Source organism: Sinimarinibacterium arenosum (assembly GCF_005047655.1).
Classification (GTDB): domain Bacteria; phylum Pseudomonadota; class Gammaproteobacteria; order Nevskiales; family Nevskiaceae; genus Solimonas.
In genome coordinates this window covers 313,339-339,305 of the sequence record NZ_SUKF01000007.1, presented here as the reverse complement: position 1 = coordinate 339,305, position 25,967 = coordinate 313,339, and the positions used below count along the sequence as shown (strand labels likewise).

The 25,967-nt window shown below is 65.5% G+C and carries 24 protein-coding genes; 12 read left to right on the top strand and 12 right to left on the bottom strand.

Annotation, left to right across the window (positions count from 1 at the left end):
• Nucleotides 1-20: 20 nt before the first annotated feature.
• From E4T66_RS15795 to E4T66_RS15780, 4 genes are read right to left on the bottom strand one after another with little or no spacing between them, the layout of a single operon-like run.
• Complete coding sequence (locus E4T66_RS15795; protein ID WP_136850012.1) at nucleotides 21-1,703, bottom strand: NAD(P)-binding protein; 1,683 nt, start codon at nucleotides 1,701-1,703, stop codon at nucleotides 21-23.
• A gap of 28 nt (nucleotides 1,704-1,731) precedes the next feature.
• Entirely contained in the window at nucleotides 1,732-2,751 is a 1,020-nt protein-coding gene (locus E4T66_RS15790) for a thiamine pyrophosphate-dependent enzyme (protein ID WP_136850011.1), read from the bottom strand.
• The gene (porA, locus tag E4T66_RS15785) at nucleotides 2,748-3,962 is read right to left on the bottom strand and encodes a pyruvate ferredoxin oxidoreductase (protein WP_136850010.1); all 1,215 of its coding nucleotides are present in this window, start codon (nucleotides 3,960-3,962) and stop codon (nucleotides 2,748-2,750) included. The genes E4T66_RS15790 and porA overlap by 4 nt, the downstream gene beginning before the upstream one ends.
• Nucleotides 3,946-4,641 carry a 2-oxoacid:acceptor oxidoreductase family protein gene (locus tag E4T66_RS15780; RefSeq protein WP_211242965.1) on the bottom strand — a complete coding sequence of 232 codons (696 nt, stop codon included), beginning with the start codon at nucleotides 4,639-4,641 and terminating at the stop codon, nucleotides 3,946-3,948. The genes porA and E4T66_RS15780 overlap by 17 nt, the downstream gene beginning before the upstream one ends.
• Before the next feature lie 38 nt (nucleotides 4,642-4,679).
• Between E4T66_RS15780 and E4T66_RS15775 the strand changes: the two genes are divergently transcribed.
• The 5 genes from E4T66_RS15775 (at nucleotide 4,680) to E4T66_RS15755 (ending at nucleotide 7,610) form a co-directional block, all read left to right on the top strand.
• A complete protein-coding gene (locus E4T66_RS15775) occupies nucleotides 4,680-5,066 on the top strand; it encodes a VOC family protein (RefSeq protein ID WP_136850009.1) in 387 nt (128 codons plus the stop codon).
• A gap of 46 nt (nucleotides 5,067-5,112) precedes the next feature.
• Nucleotides 5,113-5,493, top strand: coding sequence for a VOC family protein (locus E4T66_RS15770; protein WP_136850008.1), 381 nt, complete (start codon nucleotides 5,113-5,115; stop codon nucleotides 5,491-5,493).
• A gap of 43 nt (nucleotides 5,494-5,536) precedes the next feature.
• On the top strand, nucleotides 5,537-6,064 hold the full coding sequence (locus tag E4T66_RS15765; protein ID WP_136850007.1) for a DNA-deoxyinosine glycosylase: 528 nt from the start codon (nucleotides 5,537-5,539) through the stop codon (nucleotides 6,062-6,064).
• Between the two features lie 64 nt (nucleotides 6,065-6,128).
• Entirely contained in the window at nucleotides 6,129-6,710 is a 582-nt protein-coding gene (locus E4T66_RS15760; RefSeq protein ID WP_136850006.1) for a cysteine dioxygenase family protein, read from the top strand.
• A gap of 162 nt (nucleotides 6,711-6,872) precedes the next feature.
• Nucleotides 6,873-7,610: a DUF2884 family protein gene (locus tag E4T66_RS15755; protein WP_136850005.1), complete on the top strand. Its 738-nt coding sequence runs from the start codon at nucleotides 6,873-6,875 to the stop codon at nucleotides 7,608-7,610.
• Between the two features lie 5 nt (nucleotides 7,611-7,615).
• Here E4T66_RS15755 and E4T66_RS15750 read toward each other — a convergent pair whose 3' ends face one another.
• The gene (locus E4T66_RS15750; RefSeq protein ID WP_136850004.1) at nucleotides 7,616-9,019 is read right to left on the bottom strand and encodes an alkaline phosphatase PhoX; all 1,404 of its coding nucleotides are present in this window, start codon (nucleotides 9,017-9,019) and stop codon (nucleotides 7,616-7,618) included.
• 144 nt (nucleotides 9,020-9,163) lie between these two features.
• On the opposite strand from E4T66_RS15750, the gene gloA reads away from it, so the two are divergent.
• Entirely contained in the window at nucleotides 9,164-9,541 is a 378-nt protein-coding gene (gene gloA / locus E4T66_RS15745; RefSeq protein ID WP_136850042.1) for a lactoylglutathione lyase, read from the top strand.
• Between the two features lie 38 nt (nucleotides 9,542-9,579).
• Nucleotides 9,580-10,332 (top strand): sterol desaturase family protein, encoded by a 753-nt coding sequence (locus tag E4T66_RS15740; RefSeq protein WP_136850003.1) that lies wholly within the window; start codon nucleotides 9,580-9,582, stop codon nucleotides 10,330-10,332.
• Here E4T66_RS15740 and E4T66_RS15735 read toward each other — a convergent pair.
• Nucleotides 10,257-11,195 (bottom strand): alpha/beta fold hydrolase, encoded by a 939-nt coding sequence (locus tag E4T66_RS15735; RefSeq protein ID WP_136850002.1) that lies wholly within the window; start codon nucleotides 11,193-11,195, stop codon nucleotides 10,257-10,259. The genes E4T66_RS15740 and E4T66_RS15735 overlap by 76 nt on opposite strands.
• 94 nt (nucleotides 11,196-11,289) lie before the next feature.
• Between E4T66_RS15735 and E4T66_RS15730 the strand changes: the two genes are divergently transcribed.
• On the top strand, nucleotides 11,290-11,868 hold the full coding sequence (locus E4T66_RS15730) for a TetR/AcrR family transcriptional regulator (protein WP_136850001.1): 579 nt from the start codon (nucleotides 11,290-11,292) through the stop codon (nucleotides 11,866-11,868).
• A gap of 118 nt (nucleotides 11,869-11,986) precedes the next feature.
• Entirely contained in the window at nucleotides 11,987-13,633 is a 1,647-nt protein-coding gene (locus E4T66_RS15725) for an acyl-CoA synthetase (protein ID WP_136850000.1), read from the top strand.
• 160 nt (nucleotides 13,634-13,793) lie between these two features.
• On the opposite strand, the gene E4T66_RS15720 is transcribed toward E4T66_RS15725, so the two are convergent.
• Complete coding sequence (locus tag E4T66_RS15720) at nucleotides 13,794-16,382, bottom strand: neutral/alkaline non-lysosomal ceramidase N-terminal domain-containing protein (protein WP_169577659.1); 2,589 nt, start codon at nucleotides 16,380-16,382, stop codon at nucleotides 13,794-13,796.
• 184 nt (nucleotides 16,383-16,566) lie between these two features.
• On the opposite strand from E4T66_RS15720, the gene E4T66_RS15715 reads away from it, so the two are divergent.
• Nucleotides 16,567-17,634 (top strand): TauD/TfdA family dioxygenase, encoded by a 1,068-nt coding sequence (locus E4T66_RS15715; protein ID WP_169577658.1) that lies wholly within the window; start codon nucleotides 16,567-16,569, stop codon nucleotides 17,632-17,634.
• A 60-nt stretch (nucleotides 17,635-17,694) separates the two neighbouring features.
• Here the strand turns inward: E4T66_RS15715 and E4T66_RS15710 are convergent, their stop codons facing one another.
• Entirely contained in the window at nucleotides 17,695-19,854 is a 2,160-nt protein-coding gene (locus tag E4T66_RS15710; RefSeq protein WP_136849997.1) for a molybdopterin-containing oxidoreductase family protein, read from the bottom strand.
• A gap of 209 nt (nucleotides 19,855-20,063) precedes the next feature.
• Here E4T66_RS15710 and E4T66_RS15705 point away from each other — a divergent pair, with 209 nt between their 5' ends.
• The gene (locus E4T66_RS15705; protein ID WP_136849996.1) at nucleotides 20,064-22,718 is read left to right on the top strand and encodes a DEAD/DEAH box helicase; all 2,655 of its coding nucleotides are present in this window, start codon (nucleotides 20,064-20,066) and stop codon (nucleotides 22,716-22,718) included.
• Between the two features lie 19 nt (nucleotides 22,719-22,737).
• Here the strand turns inward: E4T66_RS15705 and E4T66_RS15700 are convergent, their stop codons facing one another.
• The 3 genes from E4T66_RS15700 to E4T66_RS15690 all read right to left on the bottom strand — a co-directional run bounded on the left by E4T66_RS15700 (nucleotide 22,738) and on the right by E4T66_RS15690 (nucleotide 24,619).
• Complete coding sequence (locus E4T66_RS15700; protein WP_136849995.1) at nucleotides 22,738-23,106, bottom strand: cupredoxin domain-containing protein; 369 nt, start codon at nucleotides 23,104-23,106, stop codon at nucleotides 22,738-22,740.
• Nucleotides 23,107-23,211: 105 nt separating this feature from the next.
• Nucleotides 23,212-24,183: a potassium channel beta subunit family protein gene (locus tag E4T66_RS15695; RefSeq protein ID WP_136849994.1), complete on the bottom strand. Its 972-nt coding sequence runs from the start codon at nucleotides 24,181-24,183 to the stop codon at nucleotides 23,212-23,214.
• Nucleotides 24,184-24,208: 25 nt separating this feature from the next.
• Nucleotides 24,209-24,619, bottom strand: a complete 411-nt coding sequence (locus E4T66_RS15690; RefSeq protein WP_136849993.1) for a DUF1330 domain-containing protein — start codon at nucleotides 24,617-24,619, stop codon at nucleotides 24,209-24,211.
• 94 nt (nucleotides 24,620-24,713) lie between these two features.
• Here E4T66_RS15690 and E4T66_RS15685 point away from each other — a divergent pair, with 94 nt between their 5' ends.
• Nucleotides 24,714-25,196: a YajQ family cyclic di-GMP-binding protein gene (locus tag E4T66_RS15685; protein WP_136849992.1), complete on the top strand. Its 483-nt coding sequence runs from the start codon at nucleotides 24,714-24,716 to the stop codon at nucleotides 25,194-25,196.
• A 16-nt stretch (nucleotides 25,197-25,212) separates the two neighbouring features.
• Here the strand turns inward: E4T66_RS15685 and rluF are convergent, their stop codons facing one another.
• Nucleotides 25,213-25,926: a 23S rRNA pseudouridine(2604) synthase RluF gene (gene rluF, locus E4T66_RS15680; RefSeq protein WP_136849991.1), complete on the bottom strand. Its 714-nt coding sequence runs from the start codon at nucleotides 25,924-25,926 to the stop codon at nucleotides 25,213-25,215.
• Nucleotides 25,927-25,967 lie beyond the last annotated feature (41 nt).

Sequence of the window (25,967 nt, the reverse complement as noted above, 5' to 3'; positions counted from 1 at the left end):
GCGCCGAGACTGCCGGAACCTCAGAGCTCCGGCACCATCTGGATGTAACCGGTCGGGCACTCGTTGGCGCACAGACCGCAGCCCTTGCAGTACTCGTAGTCGAACACGTAGTGGCTGCCGTCAGCGGCTTCCGCCCGCGTCTTCAGCACCGCGGTATCCGGACACAACGTGTAGCAGTTGTCGCAGGCCAGACAATTACCGCAGGACAGGCAGCGGCCGGCTTCGGCTCTCGCTTCGCTGAGGCCGAGACCCTGTTCGACTTCGCGCTCGATGCCGCGCTCCGCAACCGGCAGGCTGGAGCCGTGATGCCGCTTTCCGGCTTCGAAGTATTCGGTGTTCAGCGCGCTGAAGGCGACGACGGCTTCGCTGCGCCGCGGAGTCTCGGCGGTTTTTCCGAGCGCACGCGCAATGGCTGCAGCGGCGCGCCGCCCCTGCCCGACCGCCGCCGCGACGGTGCCGGCCTGACCGGTCACGTCGCCCCCGGCAAAGACGCGATCGGCGCCGGTCGCGCCCTCCGCATTGGCGGACAGATAGGTCTGTCCGTTCAGCAGCTCCTCGAAGCCGGTGCCGTCGACATCCTGGCCCGTGGCCGGAACCACCATGTCGACATGGATCAGCGACTCGGTACCTTCGAACGCGACGCGACGCAAGCGGCCGTTGGCATCGGGCAGCTTCTTCATGTGCACGGTTTCGAGCCCGGCGACTTTCTCTCCACGCAGCACCAGCCGACGCACGCCGCGATGGGCCAGAATCTCGACACCCTCTTCCTGTGCCTGCTCCAGCTCGCGCGGCAACGCGCGCATCGCATCCGGCACGCCGGGGCCCGGCATGCCGCTGTGCGTGACCAGCATCACCTGACTCGCCCCCGCGCGCTTGAACACGCGGCACAGATCGACTGCGGTGTTGCCGCCGCCGATCACCGCCACCCGCGCGGCGGGCGGCACCTGACCGACGCGGGTCCATTCCTTCAGCACCGCCAGACCATCGTGCAGATCCACTGGCGTCACGCCGTCGATATTCCACGGCCGCGCCTGCTGCGCACCGGCGCCGATGAACACGGCGGCGTACTGCTGCTTCAGATCATGCAGGGAGACGTCACGCCCCAGCTGCTGCCCCGGTTGGAACTCGATGCCGTCCAGCGCCAGCAAGCGCCCGCATTCGGCCGAGACCACTTTGGCCGGCAAGCGGTATTCGGGAATCGCGGTGGCGCAGATGCCGCCGGGTTCAGTCTCGGACTCGAACACGACGACGCGCAGCCCGCGACGCAGCAGATGCCACGCGCAGCTCAGCCCGGCAGGGCCGGCGCCGATGACAGCCACGGTCGGCGCATCGGCCGCCGGTGCCGACACTGGATACGCCCAGTTGTTGCGGATCGCCTCGTCGCCGAGCACGCGCTCGATGCCGTGGATCGATACCGGCTCGTCATATTGGCCGCGATTGCAGCCGCTCTCGCAGGGATGCGGGCAGACGCGGCCGGTGATGGCGGGCAACGGATTGGCGCTGACCAGCGCCTCCCACGCGGCCTGCATCGCACCCTGCTCGACAAGCGCCAGATAGGCCTGCGCATCCTCGCCCGCCGGGCAAGCGTGATGACACGGCGCCGCCTGATGCACATGAACGGGACGCTGCACGCGCCAGCTGCCGGTGTGATACGCCAGACTCGCGCCGGGTTCTGCGATGCCGCCGCGCGGATACTGCTTCATCGCTTCGACTCCTGATTCATTGCGGCGCTCATGCCCAGCGCACTCCGCCACGGCGGACGGTATCGGCGCCCTCGGTGTCGCGAGCATCGTTCCCGCTGCCGCGCAAGCCGTAACGCTCGATGTTGTAGTCCGCCAGTGCCTGGATGTGTTCCAGCTCTTCGCGCGCTTCCGCGGTATCCGCAAACAGATGCTGGAAGCGCCCCTGTGCGCGCAGGTACTCGATCACCGGACGCTGTTCGCGGATCGGCATCGAGCCGGTCAGCGCGCCGCGCTCCAGCTCGATGATCGGCACCAGACCGGTGGTCACGGCGAGGCGCGCGACTTCGATGCTTTTCGCGCCATCGTGACGCCAGCCCAGCGGACACGGCGAATGCACCAGCAGGAAGGTCGAGCCTTCGATCTCCATCGCGCGTCGAACTTTCTTGCGCAGGTCTGACGGATACGCCACCGACGCCGTGGCCGCGTACGGCATGTGATGCGCGGCGACGATCTGCAGGATGTCCTTCTTCATGTGCCGCTTGCCGAGGCGATCCCGCCCTGCGGGCGAGGTGGTCGTGGCGGCGGCGTGCGGCGTCGAGCTTGAACGCTGCACGCCGGTGTTCATGTAGGCCTCGTTGTCGTAGCAGACGTAGAGCACATTGTGGTTGCGCTCGATCATGCCGGACAGCGACTGGAAGCCGATGTCGAAGGTGCCGCCGTCGCCGGCAAAGGCCAGCACCTTGGTGCTCTGACCACGCGCCTTGAACGCCGCTTCCATGCCCGAAGCAATGGCGCCGGCGTTCTCGAACAGCGAATGCAGCCACGGCACGCGCCACGCCGAGTCCGGCCATGCGGTGCTGAACACTTCCAGACAGCCGGTGGCATTGGCGACCGCCACGTCCGGCCCGGCCGCTTCGGTCACGAGCCGCGCAGCCAGCGCCTGCCCGCAGCCGACGCAGGCGCGATGCCCGCCAACGAAGCCCTGGAAGCGCGGCTGATTCTCGCGCAGCTCGGCCAACGAAATGCTCACCCCTGCCGCAGGCGTGCCGGCGGTGCTGTTGGCGCTCATGATCGGTCTCCGCTCGACACTGCAACGGCGGCTTCGGGATAACGGTCCGCAGCCGGCAGCTTGTCGAGTTCCACATCGAGAATCGCAAAGTCGGTGGTCGCAGGCGCCTGCGCCAGTGCAATCAGCTGCGCATAGAGCGTCAGCGGCATGTCGCGCCCGCCCAGACCTGCAGCCACGCTCTGCACGCGCGGCGCACCGGCCACGCCGTACAGCGCGGCGCGCACTTCTGCGCCGACGATGCCCATCGCTCCCGGCGACAGCGCACGTTCCAGCACCACGACCTGATCCAGCCCGGCGCAGGCTTCGCGCAGCGCCTGCGCCGGAAACGGACGGAAGCTGCGCAGACGGATGATGCGCGCCGACGGCAGCTCCGGCATGGCGTCACGCGCATCCTGCAGGGTGCCGACGACCGAGCCCATGCAGAGGATGCCGATACGGGCATCGGCAGGGCCGTCGACCTGCAGCAGCCCGCCGCAACCGCGACCACTGACCTGCTGCCAGTCACGATCGGCGGCGACGATGGCATCGGTGGCCGCGAGCACGGCACCGTGATGACTGTGGCGCGCCTCGGTGAACCACTCGGGTGTCGCCAGCGTGCCGACGCTCAGCGGCTTGCGCGGGTCCAGCGCACGCGCGAACACGAACGGCGGCAGGAAGCCGTCCACCTGCTGTTGGGTCGGCAAGTCGATCGGCTCCAGCGTATGTGTCAGCGTGAAGCCGTCGACACAGACCATCACCGGCAGATCGGTGTCCTGCGCGATGCGGAACGCCTGGATCGTGGTGTCGACCGCTTCCTGGTTATCCGCACAGAACAGCTGGATCCAGCCGGCGTCGCGCACGGCCATCGAATCCTGATGATCGTTCCAGATCGACAACGGCGCCGACACCGCGCGGTTGGCGCAGGTCAGCACCATGGGAATGCGCAGACCGGCGATGTCGTAGAGCACCTCGCACATCAGCAGAATGCCCTGCGAGGCGCTGGCGGTGTAGGCGCGTGCGCCCGCTGCGGCAGCGCCGAGCGCGACGCTCGCCGCGGAGTGCTCGCTCTCGACGCTGACGTATTCGCATTTCAGCTCACCGTCGGCAACGAGCTTGGCGATGTTCTCGACGATGTGCGTCTGCGGCGTGATCGGATACGCCGATACCACGTTGGGCCGGCACAGGGCCACCGCACGCGCGATCGCCTGCGAACCTTCAAGCGCTTGCCGCATCGGCGGACTCCTGCCACGCGCCGGCTTCGACCTGCGCCGCGGCGGTATCAATCAGTTTCAGGTTGGCGGCCAGCGTTGCACCCTTGAAGCGCTCGCTGTACGCCTGCTTCAGCGCATCGATCGGCAATGCACCGCTCAACAGCAGAAACGCGGCCAGCAACGGCGCATTCGGCAACGGGCGACCCAGATGCTCGATCGCCAGCTCGGACGCGGGAACGGTCTGCACATTGCCTTCGACACCCAAATCCGACGCGGCACGCCGACTGTTGACCAGTACGCCGCCGCCGGGCTTGAGGCCGTCGAGAATGCCGGGCACGTGCAGCAGGGCTTCGTCCTGCACGATCAGAAAATCCGGATGCGCGACCTGATCGCGGCGCCGGAACGGCTGCTTGGCCATGCGCACGAACGCGGCCACCGGAGCCCCGCGGCGCTCGGCACCGAAGGCCGGAAACGCCAGGGCATGATCACCATGGTTGATCGCTGCCGTTGCCAGCAGATAGGCGGCAACGACATTGCCCTGTCCGCCGCGACCGTGAATACGGACCTCGATCATTGCCTGCACCAGCGCCGATGCCCGCGCCGCAGCTGCATTGCGTTCGCCATGGATTGCCCCGCCCAAGTGTCCCTTGGATACTCCCACCCCGACAGCCGGACGGCGATGATGCAGATCAAGCGACATCCGCCATGCGGTCTCCGCCCGAACACCGAGAAGAACCGATGAGCACCTGGAATTCCTTGAACAACCGCGCGGTCTGGTTCGACATTCCGGTTTCCGACCTGGACCGCGCCGCAACGTTCTATGCCACGACGCTGGGCATCAAGGTCTACAAGGAACTCGCCGGCGACGTCGAGTTTTGTCTGCTCGAACACGGTGCCGGCAACGGCGGCACGCTGGTGCTCGACCCGGACAAGGCCGGCCGCGAGGGCGGGCCGTTGCTGTACCTGAACGTCGAAGGCCGCATCCGCGACGCGGTCAATCAGGCACTGAGTCACGGCGGCCGCCTGATGCAGGCGATCCATTCGATCGGGCCGCACGGCGTGCGTGCGATCGTGCTCGACAGCGAAAGCAATCGCATTGCGCTGCACGCCACGTCCGACAGCTGAGCGCTGCGGGTTTTACACTGCCGGCTCGCACCGACGGAGCGATCCCATGCACAAGAGCAAACTGGCCGGGTTCATCATCGACTGCAAGACCGATGACCTGCCCGCCGCATCGGCGTTCTGGGCCGGCGCGCTGGGCATGCAGCGGCGCGGGCTCGACGGCAGCGAAGGCGAGAACTACGTGTGGCTGATGGACACACAGCACGGCCTGCATCTGGAAGTGCAGGCGGTGACGCATGACAGCCGCATCCATATGGACATCGAGACCGACGACATCGAAGCGGAAGTGCAGCGCCTCGAAGCACTCGGCGCCAAACGCTTCCAGCAGTTTCCGCGCTGGTGGGTGATGGAAGCGCCGACCGGTCAGCGCTTCTGCGTGGTGCGCGCACAGTCGCCGGACTTCGAGCGCTTGGCCACGCAATGGCCCTGAAGGTTGGCGCGCAGCGCGTCGATGTCATGAACTGATCTTCGGCATGAGTCACGTCCACAGCTTTGCGCCGGTAGCGCGCGCCGACGCACGCGTGCTGATTCTCGGCAGCATGCCGGGCAAGGCGTCGCTGCACGCGCAGCAGTACTACGCGCACCCGCGCAATGCGTTCTGGCCGATCATGGCGACGATCACCGGCATCGATGCGCAGGCAGACTACGCGCAGCGTCTGGCCGGCCTGACAAACGCCGGCATTGCGCTGTGGGATGTCCTGCAATCCTGCACGCGCAGCAGCAGCCTGGATTCGGACATCGTCGAAGACAGCATCGTGCCAAACGATTTCGCCGGCTTTCTGCGTCGCCATCACCAGATCACGCAGGTGTTCTTCAATGGCGGCAAAGCCGCCGATGCGTTCCGCCGCTACGTGCTTGCCGATCTGGGCGACACCGGTACGCGCCTGCACTGCCAGCGTCTGCCATCGACCAGCCCCGCACACGCCGCACTGACGCTGGCGCGCAAGCGCGAGCACTGGCGGGCGGTCGCCACGGCGCTGCGCGCTACGACCAAGGTCTGAACACTGCGGGTCGCAACGCGGCCTAAACTGACGACCGAATCCGCACGGCCGCGAGGACCGAGCCATGAACGACATCACCCGCCTGCGCCATTTCGTCACCGACTTCACCGCGTTGCTCGACGACGTCGGCACGGACGAGCCGCAGGTGTTCGAACGCGGCGCGCCGCTGCTGGCGCGACTGGTCGCGGTCGACGACTGGCTGCCGGCGACCTTTGCCGAACCGGACCCGCTGCGTTACCGCCAATACCTGCTGCACTGCGATCCCTACCAGCGCTTTTCGGTCGTCAGCTTCGTCTGGGGTCCGGGCCAGCACACGCCGGTACACGACCACACGGTCTGGGGCATGGTGTCGGTGCTGCGCGGACTGGAGCGTTGCGAGGAATTCGTGTTCGACACCGTCGCCAACACGCTGCGCAAGACCGGCGAGCATCTGATGAATCCGGGACAGGTCGACCGCGTGTCGCCCCGCATCGGCGACATCCATCGGGTATCCAATGCGGTGCCGGACGGCCCCTCGGTCAGCATCCACGTGTACGGCGCCAACATCGGGCCGCTGCAGCGTCACGTCTACGAGGAGACCGGCGGCGAGCGCCACACCTTCATCTCCGGCTATTCGTCGGCGCTGATGCCGAATCTGTGGCGGTGACTGCAACCCGACGATCGGACCACTTGGTGGCGAAATTTGCGATGAGTTCGCGCATCCGGCCTTCCCGCTCCGACCATTGCCCCGTAAGCAATTGATTTTGCTGGCCACACACACTGGCGCGGCACTTGCGATCTCCCCCGTACCGATTCATGGGAGATCGCGATGCATCACCGAATACTGGGATGGCTGCTGCTGACGTTGAGCTGTGCGCCGGCCATGGCGGCAACGATGGCCAACGACGCTCACCGCGAATGCAATGCCCGCTTCGACTACAGCATCGAGACCCGCGGCGAACGCGTTGCCCTGTCCGACGACCAGCATCGCTACGAGCTGTACGCCGACCGCATCGACCGCGATGGCCGTGAAATCTCGCTGACCGCCGAACAGCGCCGTCTGGCGCGGCAGTACCGCGAACAGCTCGAAGCCCTGGTGCCGAAGATCACCGACGTCGCCCTGCGTGGCGCGATGCTCGGCATCGAAAGTCTGGCCATCGTCACTGCCGGCCTGTCCGGCGACGAGCATCGGTTGAGCGATCTGATCGCGCGCCTCGAAATCCTGACGATGAAACTGCGTCGCGAACTCGACGGCCGTCACCTGCCTGCGGGCGACGCCTGGTTCGGCGGCGACCTGGATCACGAGATCGAGCGGCTGGCGGTCGATGCCGCCAGCGGCCTCGTCGGCAGCGTTGCCGGACTGATCGCCGGCGCGATCTTCGATCCGGCAGGCGTCGAAGCCCGCAGCGACTATGTCGAGCGTCTGGTTGAACGCCGCATCGAGCCGCGCGCAGAAGCGCTGGGCGCGCAGGCCGAAGCGCTGTGCGACCAGCTGACCGAACTCGACCGCCTGGAAACGCGGCTCGGCCTGTTCAACGCGGTGCAGATCGACGCGCAGTCGATCTAGCGCGCTCAGACGGCGGCGCGGAACGCCGCGGGAATCGTGACCTCGTAGGTGACGCCGGTGCCGGTCTTGCCGATGCCGAGGTTCGGCCCACGCTGCGAGCTGAAATACAGCCGGCTGCCGTCCGGCGAGAAGGCCGGTCCGGTGATTTCCGATCCGCCGGTGGTGACCTGCAGCAGGATCTTGGCCGGCCGGTTCGGCACCACGATCATCAGGCGCATCGCCTCGCCATCCTCGGCCACCAGCACATCGCCGGCCGGCGACACCACGACGTTGTCGACGTCGTCAAAGGCCGGATCGATCGAGGCGTTGTCGAACACCAGTTCGATCAGATCGTTGTCGATATCGTAGGCATAGACGCGGTTGTCGCCCTTGCTGGCGAAGAACGCCAGCGCCCGCGTCCGGACACGCCCGCCGGGCGGCACCGTCTGCAGCGCCGCCGGCACGTCGTAGATCCAGATGCCCTCGCCGCCCTTGAACACCGTGCCGGGCACCGGCAGGCCGGCATCGGCCAGTGCCGAGCGCACGCCAGCCTGCGCCGCCTCCGGACTGGAGACGTCCACCCAGCTGACGCGATGCAGGCTGCGCAGCAGGGCATCGTCATCAGCGTAGCCGCCGTTCTCGTAGCCCTCGATATTCATCGCCTGCAGTACGCCGGATTCCATGCGCAGACGCCGGCGTCCGGCGGCGTCGACATATTCGTCGCTCGCGTCGCAGACAAAGCGATAGAGGCGGCCGTCGCCGGCATCCTCGGTCAGCAGCAGCGTGCGCGTCGGCAGATCGACCACCGCGGCCTCGTGATTGAACAACCCCAGCGCCGGCATCGAGCGCGGCGTCTCGACACCCCAGGGATCGCATTCGTACACCTCGCCGTCGCCGGTTTCCTCGCAGGACAGCCAGGTCTGCCACGGCGTCTTGCCGCCGGCGCAGTTGCGCGTGGTGTTGTCGAGGATGCGATAGGCATCGACGATGCCGCCGTCGGCACCGAACTTCAGCGCGCCGACGCCGCCGGTGCCGGTGACTTCGCTGTTGGAGACGTAGATCCAGCCGCCGTCGTCGGTCGCGTAGCAGGCGCCGCCGTCCGGGGACTGATGCCAGTTGTAGCCGGTCAGGCCCAGCGGATCGAAGACGCCGCTGACGGGGTTGCTCAGATGCCGCGCAACCACGCGCACCGCGAAACCCTCGGGCGCAATGATGCCGTCGACGCCGGTGTCGACCAGTTCGCCGATGCCGGCCAGCGGCCCCGGCGCGATGCTGAATTCCTTGCCCTCGACCACCCCGCCCCCCACACCGGAGGAGCCATCACCGCCGCAGGCACTCAACCACGCCGGCACGCTCGCCGCACCCGCGGTCAGGAACACATAACGCAGAAAATCACGCCGGCTGGCGCCGGACTCCGGCAAGGCACGCATGGACAATTCCGATTGAGGTTCGAATCAAGCCTGCAAACATGCCATGCCGACATGGAGGCTTGATGACGAATCCGCTGAGGCGCTTGCCGCCGCGCACGGATGCCGCCAAAGTGACGCCCCGATTTGCCCATGGAAGATCTGCACATGCGCATCCTGCACACGATGATCCGCGTCGGCGACCTCGATCGCTCGATCAACTTCTACACCCGCGTGCTCGGCATGAAGCTGCTGAGCCGAAACGACTTTCCCGGCGGCGAATTCACGCTGGCCTTCGTCGGCTACGAAGACGGTGGCGCCGAGATCGAACTGACCTACAACTACGGCGTGACGCAGTACGAGCAGGGCAATGCGTTCGGACACATTGCAGTGGAAGTCGACGACGCGGCGGCTGCCTGCGATCGTGTCCGCGAGCTGGGCGGCAAGGTCACGCGCGAAGCCGGACCGATGAAGCACGGCACGACCGTGATCGCTTTCGTCGAAGATCCGGATGGCTATAAGATCGAGTTCATTCAGAAGCGCTGAATAACACAGCGACACTCGCAGCAAGCGCAGGAGCGAGCATGGATGCGCGGCAGGTAGCGTTTCGTGCCCAGTATCAGGCAAAGATCCCGACGATCTATAACGGTTGGGCGCATGGCGCGTGGATCTTCGGCTTTGGTATTGCCTATGCCGCGCTGAGCCTGCACATGGCGGCGGGAGTGACATTCCCGCTGTGGCTCGCGAGCTTCATCGCCGCGCTGGTCGTCTCCAACCTCGGCGAGTGGTGGATTCACAAACATGCGCTGCACCGACGCATCGAAGCCCTGCGCGCGCTGTGGCGGCGGCACACGGTGGAGCATCACAGCTACTTCACCGAAGCGCGCATGACGGTCGACTCGCATCGCGAATACCGGATCATCTTTTTTCCGCCGTTCGCGATTGTCATCTTCGCGCTGATCCACGTGCTGTTCGGCGCGATCTGGAGTCTGCCCTTCGGTCACGGCGCGATGTGGGCCTGGATGGCCGGCGGCATGACGCACTATCTGTGCTACGAGGTGCTGCACACCTGCGCGCATCTGCCGGAATACCGGCTGCTGAAGTACCTGCCGTTCGTCAACACGATGCGACGCAATCACTGGGTGCATCACCATCAGGCGCTGATGTCCGACTACAACATGAACCTGACGCTGCCGTTCGCGGACTGGCTGCTGGGTACATCGGACCTCGACCGCGGTCTCTGGGGCACGCTGTTCAACGGCTACCGCATGGACCGGCTGAAGCCGGAGGTCGCCGCAAGAGTGGGCTCCGCACCATTTCCACCGGGCAACACCTGATCCGACCCATTCGCCGGCTGACACGAAGCCGCGAATGCGCGGAACTCTCGCAGGAATGCCTCGGGCTGTTCCAGGAATGCGCTATGCCCACCGCTGAAACGGCTGAGCGTTGCATGCTTCATGCGCCGGATCGCAGGACGGCATAGCAGCAGGGGAATCACGCGGTCGCTGCGCGCCCAGGCACACCACACCGGAACATCCAATGCCGCTGCCAGATCGCGCAGGTCAGCCTGCGGTCGCGCGAACGATGCCCAGGCTCTGCGCAGCAAGGGTGCGCAGGCGTAACCGGCCGCGATGATCTGTGCGCGCCGCGCCGCGGCGGCAGGCGCCGGCAACACGATCCAGCGGTAATAGAACGCATACGCCCGCGCAAACCAGCGCGCGCCTCGTTCCCCCGCCGCGAAGAAACGCTGAAACACCGCACAGAAGCCGCGCACCAGCGGCGATACCGCAACGAGTCCACCGGCATCGCATAACACCAGTGCCCGTACCGGGCGACGCGATGCCAGGATGATTGCCGCCGCGCCGCCGATCGAATTGCCGATGACGATCGGGCTGACAATCCCCAACTGATCCAGAAGCCGCCCCAGAAGCTCGGCATAGCGTTGCGCGTCCGGAGCGTGCGAATCGGACCCGGAGCGACCGTGCCCCGGCCAATCGACCCGGATCACTTCGAAGTCGGCGCGCAACGCCGCGGACAGCCCGGCAAAGTCCCCCCCGCCATGCCCGATCGCATGCAGACAGACCACCGGCTGACCCTTGCCCTCACGGGCGACGGCCAGCGGCACTACGTCCACGATGAACTGCTGCGATTGCTCGGGCACGCCCAGTGCAGCCAACACTTCCACGTCGGTTCCAGCCATGACCCACCCTCAAAGTGATACAGATATCACATTAAGTGATATTAATATCACATCGCGCTAGACTGCGTACATTCTCCCAGCATGTTGTCGATCGATGCCTGCACGAAACACTCGCCCATCTCGCTCACCACGCCAGTCGAAGTCCGGCGGCGACACGCGATCGCTGCTGGCAGCAGCAGCCCTGGAGGAATTCCGCCTTCACGGATTCAGCGGAACCGACAGCAACCGCATCGCGCGTCGCGCCGGCTTCGCCCCGCAGACGTTCTATCGCTGGTTCAACGACAAGACGGCTGCGTTCATCGCCGCCTATCAGACCTGGGAACAGGCAGAACAGCAGATGCTCGATGCGCTCGTCAGCGATGGCGCCGACGCAGCGGCATTGGTCGACGCCATCATCGCGCACCATCGCCGCTTCAAGATTTTCCGGCGCAGCCTGCGCCGCCTCGCCGTCGAGGACGAACAGGTCCGCAAGACACGCGCCGCCGCGCGCAATCGCCAGATCGACGCGATCATGCACTGGCGCAAGCTGTCCGCCGAGCACCGCCCCGCGGTCGCGATGGCGCTACTCCAGATCGAGCGTCTGGCCGACGCCGATGCCGATGCCGAACTGCGTGATCTCGATGTCCCGCCGCAGCTGGCACACCAGACAATGGCCGCACTGCTGACCGCCTGATTCCGGCGCATTACCGTCCCATTGGCGGCCTGCATATTCGCCTAAAGCGCAGTATTCATCGATCACGATTGGCGCTAGGCTCCGCTGCGCATTCCGTCCCCTCGCAGCTGGAACTTCAATGACGCACGCCAACCCCTATCGCCTCGGTCTTGATCGCAATCCGGCGAATCACGTCCCGCTGTCGCCGCTGAGCTTTCTGAAGCGCACCGCGATGGTCTATCCGGGACGCACATCGGTGATTCACGGCGCGCTGCGATACACCTGGGCAGAAACCTATACGCGCTGCCGGCGGCTGGCTTCGGCTCTGAAGCAGCGCGGCATCGGTACCGGCGACACCGTCGCGGTCATGCTGCCGAACACACCGGCAATGATCGAAGCCCACTTCGGCGTGCCGATGAGTGGTGCGGTGCTGAATACCCTGAACACGCGCCTCGACGCCGAGACCCTGGCCTTCATGCTGCAGCACGGTGAAGCCAAGGTCGTGATCACCGATCGCGAATTCGCACCGGTGATGAATCGCGCACTGGCGATGCTGGGTCAGCGCCGTCCGCTGGTGATCGATGTCGACGACGCCGAAGTCGCCGAAGGCGCACACCTTGGCGAGATGGAATACGAGGCGTTCCTTGCCAGCGGTGATCCGGACGATGACTGGCAACTGCCCGAGGACGAGTGGGACGCGATCTCGCTGAACTACACCTCCGGCACCACGGGCAATCCGAAGGGCGTGGTCTACCACCATCGCGGCGCCTATCTGAACGCGATGTCCAACATCGTGTCCTGGGGCATGCCGCAGCATGCGACCTACCTGTGGACGCTGCCGATGTTCCATTGCAACGGCTGGTGCTTTCCCTGGACGATGGCCGCCAACGCCGGCACCTGCGTCTGCCTGCGTCGCATTGATCCGGTCCAGATCTTCACGCTGATCCGCGAACATGCCATCAGCCACTTCTGCGGCGCTCCGATCGTGCACGGCATGCTGATCAACGCACCGGAGTCGGCGCGTGCCGGCATCGAGCATCGCGTCAGCGCACTGATCGCCGGCGCCGCGCCGCCGGCGGCGATCATCGAAGGCATGGAACGCATCGGCTTCGACATCACGCACGTCTACGGCCTGACCGAAACCTACGGCCCGGCCGCGGTCTGCGCCAAGCAGGACGAGTGGAACGCGCTGTCGCTGGCGGACCGTGTCGAACGCAACGGCCGCCAGGGCGTGCCCTATCACGCACAGGAAGCGATCACAGTGATGGATCCGGCGACGATGCAGCCAGTGCCCGCCGACGGCCAAACCATGGGCGAGATCATGTTCCGCGGCAATCTGGTGATGAAGGGTTACCTGAAGAATCCGAGCGCGACCGACGAAGCCTTCGACGGCGGCTGGTTCCATACCGGCGATCTCGCGGTGATGCAGCCGGATGGCTACGTGAAGATCAAGGACCGCAGCAAGGACGTCATCATCTCCGGCGGCGAAAACATCTCCAGCCTCGAAGTCGAAGATGTGCTGTACCGGCACCCTTCCGTGATGGGCGCGGCGGTCGTTGCCAAACCGGACGACAAGTGGGGCGAAGTGCCCTGCGCCTTTGTCGAACTGCGCGACGGCGTGACGGCCACAGAAGCCGAGATGATCGAACACTGCCGCCAGCATCTGGCGCGTTACAAAGTGCCCAAGCAGGTCGTGTTCGGCACGCTGCCGAAGACCTCGACCGGCAAGATCCAGAAATTCCAGCTGCGCGCGCAGCTCAAGGAAGCCTTGCTGGCAGGCAGCTGAACCGGCACCCTACGCCGCCGCCAGCATGCCCTGGGGCACCATGATTTCGATCACCGTATCAACGCCGTAGCCAACCTTGACATGCTGGCTCAGCATCATCGCAGCATGCCGCGCCGTAGACGCCGGCACGCAGCGTCACGGCGCAGCGATGGCGCGTTCGCTATGGGCAGGCCGCCGGCGTGCCACTGATCGCAAAGCTCTTGCTGATGCCCTTGTACGCCTGCGGCGCCTGGTCCTTTGACAGCCGATAGCTGCCGTCATGGCGAATGCGGTAGGTGCCCGGCGCCATGTTGGCCGGAATCGTCCAGCGCGCCTCCACAGTCGACGGACCGATGGTGCCGAGCTCGGTGTCGATCAGGCTGACATCCGAATCCCAGAGGAACAGCAGTTCGCCATCACGATCGGTGGCGATCACATCCCAGCCGCCCTGCGCATTCTGGCGCTCGACGTACAGATACGAACCCATCAGCTTCAGATCATGTCCGGGATAGCCGGCGACGAATGTCACGTCGACGATGTCGCCCTGGGTATAGCTGTCCGCCGCATCGGTCAGCACCGCGCCGAAGTCGCTATCGGGATCGACGAAAATCTGCGATGCCGGACCGCGCTCGAAGGCTCCGGCCGGGATGCCTTCCGGCGCCGGCTCGCCAGCGGCCATCGTCAGCGCCAGACGCCGCGATTCCTGCTGCACCGCGGCCAGCTCCCACGGACCGGCATAGGTCGACGAGCCCTCGTACATCTGCGCCGAGTACTCCTCGCGCGTCGCCAGATAGTGCAGATAGTCGTTGGACGGTCCGGCAATGACGACGGTGTCGACACCGATCGGCTTGAGCACGTCGAGTACGGTCTTGCGGATGCGCCGCCCGGACATCGTCGTGACCTCGAACGGCACGCCAAGAACGGCCAGATTGCCGATACGCAGCAATTGGAACGGCACTGGATTGGTTTCGGCAGAAACCAGCACCGGCTTCTCACGCTGGCAGCTGTAGCCGGGCTGCAGTGCCGTGGCCAGGCATAAGGCCGGCGCGGCGACGGTGTAGACCTCCACCCCAGGAAACGGCACCTTCACGTTCTGGTCATCGAGCTTGACGGTGACGTAGCCGGTGCCGTTGTACAGGCCGTTGTAGCCGTTGCGGATCTCGTCGGTGTACGGCACCGGTGCATCATCGACACAGGTGAAGCCGGCTGCGCCGAAGCCCGGACCATTGACTCCGCCGACGCCGAAGCCGACGCCCATGGCGGTCGTGCAAGTCGTCTTGTCGCCGTCGTAAAGCTCGGACGGCAGGTCACCGTAGCCGAGCTCCGCAAGCACCACCGGATCGGTGATTTCATCGTTGCTGAAGTCGGCATAGAAAAAGCGGTAGTCGATCGGGCCGTGCAGCGCAGTACCGCGCGTCATCTGCTCCAGTGCCATCGCCAGCTGCTTGGTGCCGGAGATCGCGGTGGACTCCGGCTGACCGCGTTCGAACCCAGGCTGGTCGTACTCATACGGTTCGTTGGTGCCGCCGCGCGCGAAGTACGGCACCCCTTCTCCGGGACCGTTGCCGCCGTCGGGGTCGGCGTCGAACACGAACAGGTCCGGAATGGTGTCGCCTTCGTCGGCCTGTGCAAATCCCGCAACGAAGTTGTCGCTGCCATCCAGCTGGCCGACATCCGCCTGGTAGCGCGTACCCATCAGTTTCTCGAAGCCGAGCGAGGCATAGCCCTTGTTGTCGCCGGACAACAGCAGTGCGTGATTGCCCATCGAAGTCGGATGCACCGGAAACCAGTTCAGGATGCCGGCCACCGAGCCGTTGTCACGCACGAAGTTGAGCTGCAGCGAACGCTTGCTGACGTTGACTTCGTGGCCGTCCGCATCGACGTACTGTGCGCGTTCGGACGGCGAGTTCTGCTTGTAGCCCGGCGGGGTGCGGTTGATGTTGGCGTTCAGCAGTTCATCGATCGCCATGCGAATGCCGGCGGTCTGCGGATGCGCTTCGAGATTCACGTGCGCACGGCGAATCGCCTGCACCGTACCGTCGACGATGGCGTTGACGTTGTCGTCGTCGTAGTTGGCGTTGCTGAAGATCAGGCTTTCGACCCAGACCGCCGGGTTGTTGACCAGCGTCGGCAGCGTCGACGACAGATCGGGCAGCACCGGCACGCCGAAACCGCCGCCAGCAGTGTGCGTGTGTGTCGCCGACACCATCAGATTGTCACGCGTGTAGATGCCGGCCAGCTGTGGGTCGTCGGCAATCTTCTTCAGGATCTCCTGGTGCAGCAATCCCGACACGGCACCGAGATCAAGCGAGACGAACATCACGCGCTTGTCGTTGCACGGTGATTCGATCGCGAACGCACGTGCATACAGGCGCTGATGGATGCCGTTGGGCTCCTGCGGCGGCACCACCATGCCGAACATGTCGGCATGCCCGGTCGGGTTGCCTCCGATCGGGCCGGTGGTGTCATAGATCCCGGTACCAAAGCGGAACTGGTCGTTGTTGGCGCAAGTGCCAGTCGCTGCACCCGCGTCGGTCGCAGGCAACTCCAGCGGGCCAGGGGCATCCGGCTGGTGCGTCTTGGTATATGTGACGCCATCAATGGTCAGCTCGCTGCTGGCACCGACGTCCAGCGCCGGACTTTTCAGCACGCAGGCCGCGCCCTCGGGCAGCGTGGCAGCGGTACCGCCGCCGCCCGCCGTCGCGGCCGGCTTGGAGGATCCGCAGGCGGCGCAAACCAGCGCCATCACCATGACCGCACTTGCACGCATATTCCGCTTGACCATTGCATTCATCACGCGAGAAACCCTCCAACCCGTCGTCACCCGATATTACGTGGCCGGACCGCACGTCACAGCAGCAAATCGATACCCATCGCGGGGAACTTGCGTGACAATCCCTGCGCCCGTACCCGCATCAGCGAAATGCCGGCCGGATCGACCTCGGGGGAGACTGATGTACAAATCGCTGCGCGCACAGACGCTGCATTATCTGGCCCGACCGCATGAGCGCATTCCGCAAGCGCCGATCGACCGTCCTGCCGCCTGGCGTGGCGAGGACCTGCGTCAGCGCAGTGACTGGATGATCACGCTGTCACCGACCGAGATCACTGAAATCCAGTCCGCGGCACAGCGTGCCGAAGCGCTGTGCAAGCCACTGACCGCGCTTGGCCGCAATGATCTGCCGTTGCCGACGCTCAGCCCGCGTATTGCGCAATGGCGCGACCACATCCGCCACGGCCGCGGCTTCGTACTGATCCGCGGCCTGCCGGTGGACACGCTCAGCGAAGCGCAGATCGAAATCGTCTACTGGGGACTGGGCCACCACCTGGGCATACCCGGTGCGCAGAACCCGCAGGGTGATCTGCTTGGTCACGTGCGCGACCAGCGCAGCGGTGACGACGTCCGCTATTACCGCACCAACAAGGCGCTGGCGCCGCATTGCGACGCCGCCGACGTCGTCGGACTGCTGTGCCTGAAGAAGGCCCGCAGTGGCGGCCTGTCGCGCATCGCCAGTTCGGTTGCCGTATTCAATGAGCTGCTGCGGCGGCGCCCCGAGCTGGTCCCTCGTCTGTTCCAGCCATTCTGGTTCGACACCAAGGGCGACGGCGGCATTCCGGCGTTTCCGATCGAGCCCTGCCGCTACGCCGCTGGCGAGCTGCGGTCGTTCTGGCTGTCGGACTACTTCCGCTCGGCGCAGAACATGCCGCATGTGCCGCGGCTGAGCCCCGAGGAACGCGAACTGCTGGATCTGTACGACACTCTGGCCGGCGATCCGGCGTTCTATCTGGACATGGATCTTGAACCGGGCGATCTGCAACTGATTTCGAACCACACGATCGTGCACGCGCGCACCGGATTCGAGGACTGGCCCGAACCGGAGCAGCGCCGTCATCTGCTGCGGTTGTGGATCACGCTGCCGGAAGCCGAGGCAGCGAAGATCCGCTGGCTGCGCGGTCTCAGCCTGGCGAGGCTAACCGCCACGGCTGCGCGCGAGCTGGTCCGCACCAAGCTCGCGCGCTGAACCCCGCGAACAACCGACCAGCGCTCTGCAGCATCCGCTGCATCGTTGGACTGGCGCGCATCAGGCGACGCGTTGCCGGGCGCCGACGCGCCGGACCTCCAGCACGTGACCGAGCATGATCGCCTGACCACTGACCGGCTCCATGTGCAGGGCAACGTCGGGCAGCGCTTCATTGATGTTGCTTCCCGGCAGCATGCTGGCCTTGCCCAGGCCGGACTGCGCGTGGCCCCAGCCATGCGGCACACACAGAACTCCCGGCATGATGTCTTCGGTAATCCTGACCGGAATCGCAACGTTTCGACCGGTGCCGACTTCGATCAGGTCGCCGTCGGCGATGCCACGCTTCACAGCGTCTGCAGGATGCATCAGCGCGGAAATCCCGCTGTCGTGCTTGATGCGCCGGTTGTTATGCATCCAGGAATTGTGTGAACGGCGCTCGCGGCGCCCGATGACGCGCAAGCCGGCCGTCTCCGCGGCATAGTCGCCCGCAGCGGCGGCCAGCCGGGTGAGATCCTTGAGCACCGTCGCCGGTGCCAGATTGACCTTGCCGTCCGCGCTGGGCACCCGCTTGCCGAGGAAATTTCCCGGCTCGACCGCGGGCAGCGCGACCCCTTGAGGGTTGCGCTTGAGTTCGGCCAGCGTGGTCTTGCCCCCAAGCCTGAGCAGCAGTGCGAGGACATCATCCGGCTGGAGTCCGCGCACCAGCGGCAGCCTGTCGAACACCCGGCTCAGCCGTGCGGGCCAGTTCATCAATGTCGGACCCAGCAACGGCGCGCCTGCCGCTTGCGCCAGCTGCGTGAAGATCCACCACTCGGGCCGTCGCTCGAACTTGGGCGCCAGCACCGCGGCGGTGTACTGCGCATGCGGCTCGGCCTGAAAGTTCAGGTGCGACAGCGGAAAGTCCGAACGTTCCAGCATGTCCGTTGCCGGCAGCACATAGTCGGCCTGTTGTGCGGTCTCGCTCAGATAAAGGTCGATGCAGACCCGCAACTCCAAGTGCTCGAAGGCCTCTGCAAGACGGTTGCCGGGAATCGAATGCACGGGATTGCCGGCGCTGATGATCAACGCGCGAATGCGCTGCGGATGGTCGATCAGGATCTCATCGGCCAGCGCGGCGGCGGGAAAGGCTCCCGCTTCCTGACGCCAACCGTCCTTCAGCGTGCGCGGCCCATCGACTTTCTTGCCCTCGAGCACCTTGATCAGCTTGGTCACGTCAAAAGCGCCGCGCGAAAACACCAGTCCGCCGCGCGCATCCAGATTGCCGGTGATCAGACTCAAACCCTGCACCAGCCAGTAGGCGATGGAACCGAACGGCCCCATGTTGACGCCGGTCGACATGTACAGCACCGCGCCGCGGGCGCGGGCGTAAGCCGTCGCCAGTTCGCGGATGCGCTCGGCGGAAAGGCCCGTCAGCGGCGCGACGCGCTCCGGCGTCCAGTCTTTGACCGCAGCCAGAAACGCGGTGAGGCCGTTGGCGTGCGCGTGGATGGCGGCGGGATCCAGCTCGAGCTCATGCGCGACTACATGGGCCATGCCCAGCAGCAGCCAGGCATCCGTGCCCGGCCGGATGAAATGGTGCTCGCCGACGTGTTGCGCCGTCTCCGTGCGCCGCGGATCGATCACGATCACGCGTCCGCCGCGATCCTCGATGGCGCTCAGCTTCTCCATCACGTGGGTCACCGCGACCACGCTCATCTGGCTCACCATCGGATTGCTGCCCAGACACATGAAGAATTCGCAATGGGCGAAATCCGGGACCGGATGCACATCCAGCATGCCGTACATGGCGTCGGCGACGTGGAACTTGTTGTTCAGGTCGATCGAGCTGGACGTGAACACATTGGGAGATCCCAGCGCCTGCATGAACGCGGCCGAATACAGAAAATTCTGCATCGAGAATGCAGTGGGATTGCCGTAGTAGTGCGCGACGCTGCGCCGGCCGTGGGTCTTCTGCAGCGTCCTGATCCTGGAACCGATCTCGGCGATAGCCTGCGGCCAGCCGATGCGCTGCCACGTCCCGTTCACTTTCTTCAGCGGGTGGTTTACGCGATCGGGATCGTGATGCAGCTCGCCCAGCGCCGAGCCCTTGATACAGGCATACCCCCTGGACACCGGGTGGGTCTTGTCGGGCTTGACCGCGACCACCGCATCCCCGTCGATCGTGACATCCAGCCCGCAATGCGCTTCGCAGATCCGGCAATAGGTTTTTTCGGTGCGCACGACTCCCCCGTCGTTCACGTCTGATGCAACCGAGTATAGGGGCACCGACGATGGAGAACCGCACAATGAACGTCTCTGCAGTCGTTCTGGCCTGCGCGCCGATCAATCCAGCGCCCGAATCGAAGCCTCAGTCACACATTCCGCGAAAACGCCCGCGCAAATGGCCGACATTTTGATAGCCTGCACGGCTGTCATTCCGAAATCACTCGATGCTGCCCATGGCGGACACCCCGCTACTCGCGTTGCTGGCCGGTTCAAACTGGCCGCATCTGTTCGACCGCAAGGCCCTGCGGGCCGGCGGCGACATTGCGCGTGGCAGCAGCATCAGCGAGCTGCGCATTGACGATTCAGACGCCGACACCTTGCGCCTCAGCGCCCGCGTGACGGCGCCGTTCGACGCGCCGTGGAATTCCCAGATCAAGCTGCATCGCAGCAGCGACGCACCGTTCGAACTGGATCTGCGCTGCACCTGCCCGGACGGTGGCCGCTGCGCGCACAACGCCGCACTGCTGCTGGCAGCGGCCGAACGCAACACCGATCCGGTGCCGCTGGTGTTGCAGGCGCCCACCCTGGCGCCGGTCCGCGCCGCCGCTGCGGTTGCTGTCGAGCCGCGCGCGGTGCTGACCTTGCGCACCGAGCGCTTCGGCGTGCGTGTGCATCGGACCGCGCAGTCGCGCATCGGCGTCGCCCGCCTCAGCTTCGACTACGCCGGCCAGCGCGTGCCGCCGGACAACCGCAGCACGCCGCAGCGCAGCGATGACAGTGGCATTGAACGCGCCCGCGCGCTCGAAGGCGAATGGATCGATCAGCTTGCCGACTTTCCGCTGGTCCCGGCCGACGCCGTCGTCGGCCTGTATCTGGACGACGACGACATCGCGCGCTACGCGCCCAGCGACTACGTACTCGAACGCGGCGAAGGTCGCCCGGCATCGCCTGCACATCTGGCGAAAGTGCTGTCGCGGCTCGCCGCGGCCGGCTTCACACTGGAATTCGAGCCGGACTTTCCGGTCGAGCTGATGGCCGCGCCGAGCGACTGGCATGTCGACGTGCGCGATCGCGGCGACGCCTGGTTCGACGTCAAGCTCGGCATCGACGTCGGCGGCGAGCGCATCGACCTGTTGCCGGTGTTGCGCGCGCTGCTGGCCGACCCCGGCTTTCCGCGCGAGCCGCTGCCGAACGAGCGCGCCGACGCGATGTGGCTGGCCGCGGTCGACGAGCGCCGCAAGGTGCCGCTGCCGCTGAAGCGCCTGCGCGCGCTGATCGAGCCGCTGCTGGAATGGCTCGACCGTCCGACCGAGGCCGGCGCCGGACGCGAACCGCCGCCGGAGCTGCAACTGCGCCTGCCGCAGGTTGCGATTCTCGAAGAACTGCCGCTCAAACTCGATGGCGGTGCCGGCCTGCGCGAACGCCTCGCCGTGCTGACCGCGGAACGCCCGCCGGCGCTGCCGGCTGAAGGATTTCTGGCCGAACTGCGGCCGTATCAGCAGCAGGGTCTGGCGTGGCTCGGCTTTCTGGCCGATGCCGGTCTCGGCGGCATCCTCGCGGACGACATGGGCCTCGGCAAGACCGTGCAGGTGCTCGCGCATATCTGGACCGAGCGCGCGGCCGGACGCCTGAAGAAGCCGGTGCTGGTGGTCGTCCCGACCAGTCTGGTCGCCAACTGGCGCAATGAGGCGCGCAAGTTCGCGCCGAAGCTGCGCACGCTGGTGCTGCACGGCCCGGACCGGCGCGAGCTGTACGCGCAGCTGGGCATGCACGACCTGCTGATCACGACCTATCCGCTGCTCGGACGCGATCAGAAGTTCATCAAGCCGCACCGCTTCGGCCTGCTGGTGCTGGACGAGGCGCAGACGATCAAGAATGCCCACACGCAGGCGGCGCAGGTCGTGCGCGGGATCAAGGCGCAGCGTCGCCTCGCCGTCACCGGCACGCCGCTGGAGAATCATCTGGGCGAGTTGTGGGCGCAGCTCGATGCGGTTGAACCCGGCATCCTCGGCAGCGAGCGCACCTTCACCACGCTGTATCGCACGCCGATCGAAAAACACGGCAACCAGGCACGGCAGCAGCGGCTCAACCGCCGCATCGCACCGCTGATCCTGCGCCGGCGCAAGGAGGACGTCGCGCCCGATCTGCCGGCGCGCACCGAGATCCTGCGCAGCGTCGACCTCGAAGGCCGCCAGCGCGATCTGTACGAAACCCTGCGGCTGGCGCAGGAGGCACGCGTGCAGGCCGCCGTGTCCGAACACGGCCTCGGTCAGTCCGGCATCATCGTGCTCGATGCGCTGCTGAAGCTGCGCCAGGTCTGCTGCGACCCGCGCCTGGTCAAGCTCGACGCCGCCAAGGGCATCCTCGAATCGGCCAAGCTCGAACACCTGCTGGAACTGCTCGAAGAACTGATCTCCGAGGATCGCCGCGTGCTGGTGTTCTCGCAGTTCACCGAAATGCTGGATCTGATTTCCGCCGCTCTGCAGCGCCAGCAGATCGATCACATGATGCTGACCGGCAATACCCAGAACCGCGGTGCACTGGTCGACAGGTTCCAGCGCGGCGAAGTCCCGGTATTTCTGATCAGCCTGAAAGCCGGCGGCGTCGGCCTCAACCTGACCGCCGCCGATACCGTGATCCACTACGACCCGTGGTGGAACCCGGCGGTTGAAGCGCAGGCCAGCGATCGCGCGCACCGCATCGGCCAGGAAAAGCCGGTGTTCATCTACAAGCTGATCTGCAGCGGCACGGTCGAGGAAAAGATCCAGGCGATGCAGTCGCAGAAGTCCGCGCTGGCCCAGGCGGTGCTCGAAGGGGGCACCACCCGCGGCCTCAGCTTCAGCGCGGACGAGCTGGCAGAGCTGCTGGCGCCGGTCTGAGGCCGGCGTCCCGCACCCGCTAGCGGACGATGATCTTGCCGGTCATCTTCGGATGGATCGCGCAGGCATAGGGGTATTCGCCCGGTGCCGTGAATGTGCGCGTGTACACCGCACCGTGGCGCAAGCGATCGCTCTGGGTGCCATCGGAAAAATTGACCTTGTGGTTGGAACCGTCCTCGTTGGAGAACGTCACGGTGGTGCCAACCGGCACCGTCAACTCCGCAGGTTCGAAGAACATCCGGAACGACTTGTCCGCGGTGATGATCACTTTGGCTTCTGCGGCGGCGCCTGCGACCGCGGCAGGCTCCTCGGCATGGGCAACCGACATGATGCCGCCCATGGCCAGCGCACCGGCAAGCAGCATCGGCAGGGTCAGTTTGCGGTTCATTATTGATCTCCGGGTATATCAGGGGGGCCTAATGGACAGCAAACATCACGCCACCCCCAGGGGGTATGCCCGGAGATCAGGATCACGACACTGGCGCGACGTCGCTCAGCGCGCCAGCTTCCCGGTCAATGCATCGATGCGTTCGCGCACACCGGCGTCGATCCGCGCGATCACGTCCTGCGCCTTCATGTTCTCGACCACCTGCTCCGGCTTCGACGCCCCGGTGATCACAGTGCTGACGTGCGGATTGCTCGCGCACCAGGCGATCGCCAGCTGCGGCAACGTACACCCGAGATCGGACGCCACCGCCTGCAGGTCGGCCACTGCCGCGTTGCGCGCCGGATCGGTCAACGCCTCGCGCAACCAGTCGTAGCCCTTCAGTGCCGCACGCGAGTCGTCCGGAATGCCGTCGCGATACTTGCCGGTCAGCAGCCCCGAAGCCAGTGGACTCCAGGTCGTCAGACCCAGACCGATGTCCTCGTACAGCCGCAGGTATTCCCGCTCGACCCGGCGTCGCCGGAACAGGTTGTATTCCGGCTGCTCCATCACCGGTTTGTGCAGGTGGTGACGCTCGGCAATGTCCCAGGCCGCACGGATTTCGTCGGCGCTCCACTCGCTGGTGCCCCAGTACAGCGCACGGCCGCGCGAAATCATGTCGTGCATTGCCCACACCGTTTCCTCGATCGGCGTGTTCGGGTCCGGCCGGTGGCAATACACCAGATCGACATATTCGAGCCCGAAGCGCAGCAGCGAGGCCTCGATCGCATGCAGCAGATATTTGCGGTTCAGCGTATTGCGCTGATTGGGGCCATCCGACAGCCCCCAGAAAAACTTGGTCGAGACCACATACTTCTCGCGCGGCCAGCGCAAGTCCGCCAGCGCGGCACCCATGATCTGTTCCGACTTGCCACCGGCGTAGACCTCGGCATTGTCGAAGAAGTTGACGCCGGCATCCCATGCCGCGGCCATGCATTCGCGCGCCAGCTTGGTATCCAGCTGCGAGCCATAGGTCACCCACGAGCCGAACGACAGTTCGGAAACCTTGAGGCCGGAACGGCCCAGACGTCGATAGTTCATTGCCGCTGCTCCGCAAAACGTCGATTCACTTCGGGGATCGCGTCACCGTCAACCGCGCATCCGCCAGGGCCGCCGTGCGATGGACCGTCATCGCCTGATAGTCCGGCATCGAGACCATCGCCAGAAAGGCCTGCAGGCTCGGATACCGTACCAGCAGCACTTCGTCCCAGTCCTCACCGTCCGGCCCAATGAAGCGTCCGATCGCGTCGGCCTGATACACCAGCTCGCCGCCGACTTCGCGCACCTTGCCAAACGCCTGCGTCGAGTAGCGCGCATAAGCCTCGCGCCCGCTGCAGGGCGTACAGCCACTGTCGGCGGGATACGCTGCCTCGGCGCGGAAACGCAGCAGGTTCAGCATCGTCACCGGCGTATCCATCGGAATCGAGGTGGCAATGCGCTTCAGGTCTGCTCCGGTCGGGTTCACGGTCTGTGTCATGCTGAAAATCCCTGGCTGATGGTTTCGAGCAGTGTGCCTGAAGCGGCGCCTGCGGGGCGCTAGACTAGACGCCCGTTCACAGACACCCTGCGCCATGCCTTCGTTTGACACCGTCTCCAAGGTCGACAATCACGAACTCACCAACGCCGTCGACCAGGCCAGCCGCGACCTGATCAACCGCTTTGATTTCAAGGGTGTCGATGCCCGTTTCGAGCTCGACGATTACGTGATCAAACTCAGCGCGCCCAGCGATTTCCAGCTCAAGCAGATGCTCGACATCCTGCGTCCGCGCATCACCGGCCGCGGCATTGACGTGCGCTGCCTGGAAGAAGGTGACCCCGTGATCAACCTGGCCAGCGCGCGCCAGAGCATCACCGTCAAGCAGGGTATCGAGCAGGCCGTGGCGAAGAAACTGATCGCCGAACTCAAGCAGGCCAAGATCAAGGTCGATGCGCGCATCGAAGGCGACAAGCTGCGCGTGACCGGCAAGAAGCGCGACGACCTGCAGACGGCGATCGCGTTGCTGAAGAAAGCCGACGTCGAACTGCCGCTGCAGTTCGAGAACTTCCGCGACTAGACCCCGCAGCCGGGACTTACCACACCGTCCGCTGCGGCAGCAGTCCGCGCAGTTCCTCAGGCGTCAGATCGCGCCACTGGCCGATCTTCAGTCCGCCTAGCCTGACGTTGATGATGCGTACGCGCTGCAGGCGGCGCACGTCGTAACCAAACACCTCGCACATGCGGCGGATCTGGCGGTTCAGCCCTTGCGTCAGCACGATGCGGAACGTCCGGTCCGGCCGGCTGTCGGCGCGGCTGACGCGGCAGGGTTTGGTGGTGACTTCGAGTTCGGGCAGCCGCACGCCGCGTGACATGCCGGCGAGGAAGGCATCGGTGATCGGCTTGTCGACCGTCACCAGATATTCCTTCTCGTGATTGTTTTCCGAGCGCAGGATCTCGTTGACGATATCGCCGTTGCTGGTCAGCAGAATCAACCCCTCCGACTCCTTGTCGAGCCGGCCGATCGGGAAGATGCGTTCACGATGCCGGACGTGATCGATGATGTTGCCGTCGATATGGCGCTCGGTCGTGCAGGTGATGCCGACCGGTTTGTTCAACGCGATATAGACATGCTTGGCCTTGCGCGCGCCGATGCGACGCCCATCCACGCAGACCTCGTCCCCCTCGGTGACCTGGGTGCCCAGCTCGGCGCGCTGGCCGTTGACGCTGACACGGCCGGCTTCGATCCAGGCATCGGCACCGCGGCGCGAGCAGATCCCGGTTTCACTGATGAACTTGTTCAGGCGCATACGCAGAAATCTGTAATGAGGGAACCGCGACCCGGCTTCGC

Coding starts and splice junctions, on each gene's coding strand:
- E4T66_RS15795 (WP_136850012.1), bottom strand. CDS start 1,703: ATGAAGCAGTATCCGCGCGGCGGCATCGCAGAACCCGGCGCGAGTCTG.
- E4T66_RS15790 (WP_136850011.1), bottom strand. CDS start 2,751: ATGAGCGCCAACAGCACCGCCGGCACGCCTGCGGCAGGGGTGAGCATT.
- porA (WP_136850010.1), bottom strand. CDS start 3,962: ATGCGGCAAGCGCTTGAAGGTTCGCAGGCGATCGCGCGTGCGGTGGCC.
- E4T66_RS15780 (WP_211242965.1), bottom strand. CDS start 4,641: ATGTCGCTTGATCTGCATCATCGCCGTCCGGCTGTCGGGGTGGGAGTA.
- E4T66_RS15775 (WP_136850009.1), top strand. CDS start 4,680: ATGAGCACCTGGAATTCCTTGAACAACCGCGCGGTCTGGTTCGACATT.
- E4T66_RS15770 (WP_136850008.1), top strand. CDS start 5,113: ATGCACAAGAGCAAACTGGCCGGGTTCATCATCGACTGCAAGACCGAT.
- E4T66_RS15765 (WP_136850007.1), top strand. CDS start 5,537: ATGAGTCACGTCCACAGCTTTGCGCCGGTAGCGCGCGCCGACGCACGC.
- E4T66_RS15760 (WP_136850006.1), top strand. CDS start 6,129: ATGAACGACATCACCCGCCTGCGCCATTTCGTCACCGACTTCACCGCG.
- E4T66_RS15755 (WP_136850005.1), top strand. CDS start 6,873: ATGCATCACCGAATACTGGGATGGCTGCTGCTGACGTTGAGCTGTGCG.
- E4T66_RS15750 (WP_136850004.1), bottom strand. CDS start 9,019: ATGCGTGCCTTGCCGGAGTCCGGCGCCAGCCGGCGTGATTTTCTGCGT.
- gloA (WP_136850042.1), top strand. CDS start 9,164: ATGCGCATCCTGCACACGATGATCCGCGTCGGCGACCTCGATCGCTCG.
- E4T66_RS15740 (WP_136850003.1), top strand. CDS start 9,580: ATGGATGCGCGGCAGGTAGCGTTTCGTGCCCAGTATCAGGCAAAGATC.
- E4T66_RS15735 (WP_136850002.1), bottom strand. CDS start 11,195: ATGGCTGGAACCGACGTGGAAGTGTTGGCTGCACTGGGCGTGCCCGAG.
- E4T66_RS15730 (WP_136850001.1), top strand. CDS start 11,290: ATGCCTGCACGAAACACTCGCCCATCTCGCTCACCACGCCAGTCGAAG.
- E4T66_RS15725 (WP_136850000.1), top strand. CDS start 11,987: ATGACGCACGCCAACCCCTATCGCCTCGGTCTTGATCGCAATCCGGCG.
- E4T66_RS15720 (WP_169577659.1), bottom strand. CDS start 16,382: ATGCGTGCAAGTGCGGTCATGGTGATGGCGCTGGTTTGCGCCGCCTGC.
- E4T66_RS15715 (WP_169577658.1), top strand. CDS start 16,567: ATGTACAAATCGCTGCGCGCACAGACGCTGCATTATCTGGCCCGACCG.
- E4T66_RS15705 (WP_136849996.1), top strand. CDS start 20,064: ATGCTGCCCATGGCGGACACCCCGCTACTCGCGTTGCTGGCCGGTTCA.
- E4T66_RS15700 (WP_136849995.1), bottom strand. CDS start 23,106: ATGAACCGCAAACTGACCCTGCCGATGCTGCTTGCCGGTGCGCTGGCC.
- E4T66_RS15695 (WP_136849994.1), bottom strand. CDS start 24,183: ATGAACTATCGACGTCTGGGCCGTTCCGGCCTCAAGGTTTCCGAACTG.
- E4T66_RS15690 (WP_136849993.1), bottom strand. CDS start 24,619: ATGACACAGACCGTGAACCCGACCGGAGCAGACCTGAAGCGCATTGCC.
- E4T66_RS15685 (WP_136849992.1), top strand. CDS start 24,714: ATGCCTTCGTTTGACACCGTCTCCAAGGTCGACAATCACGAACTCACC.
- rluF (WP_136849991.1), bottom strand. CDS start 25,926: ATGCGCCTGAACAAGTTCATCAGTGAAACCGGGATCTGCTCGCGCCGC.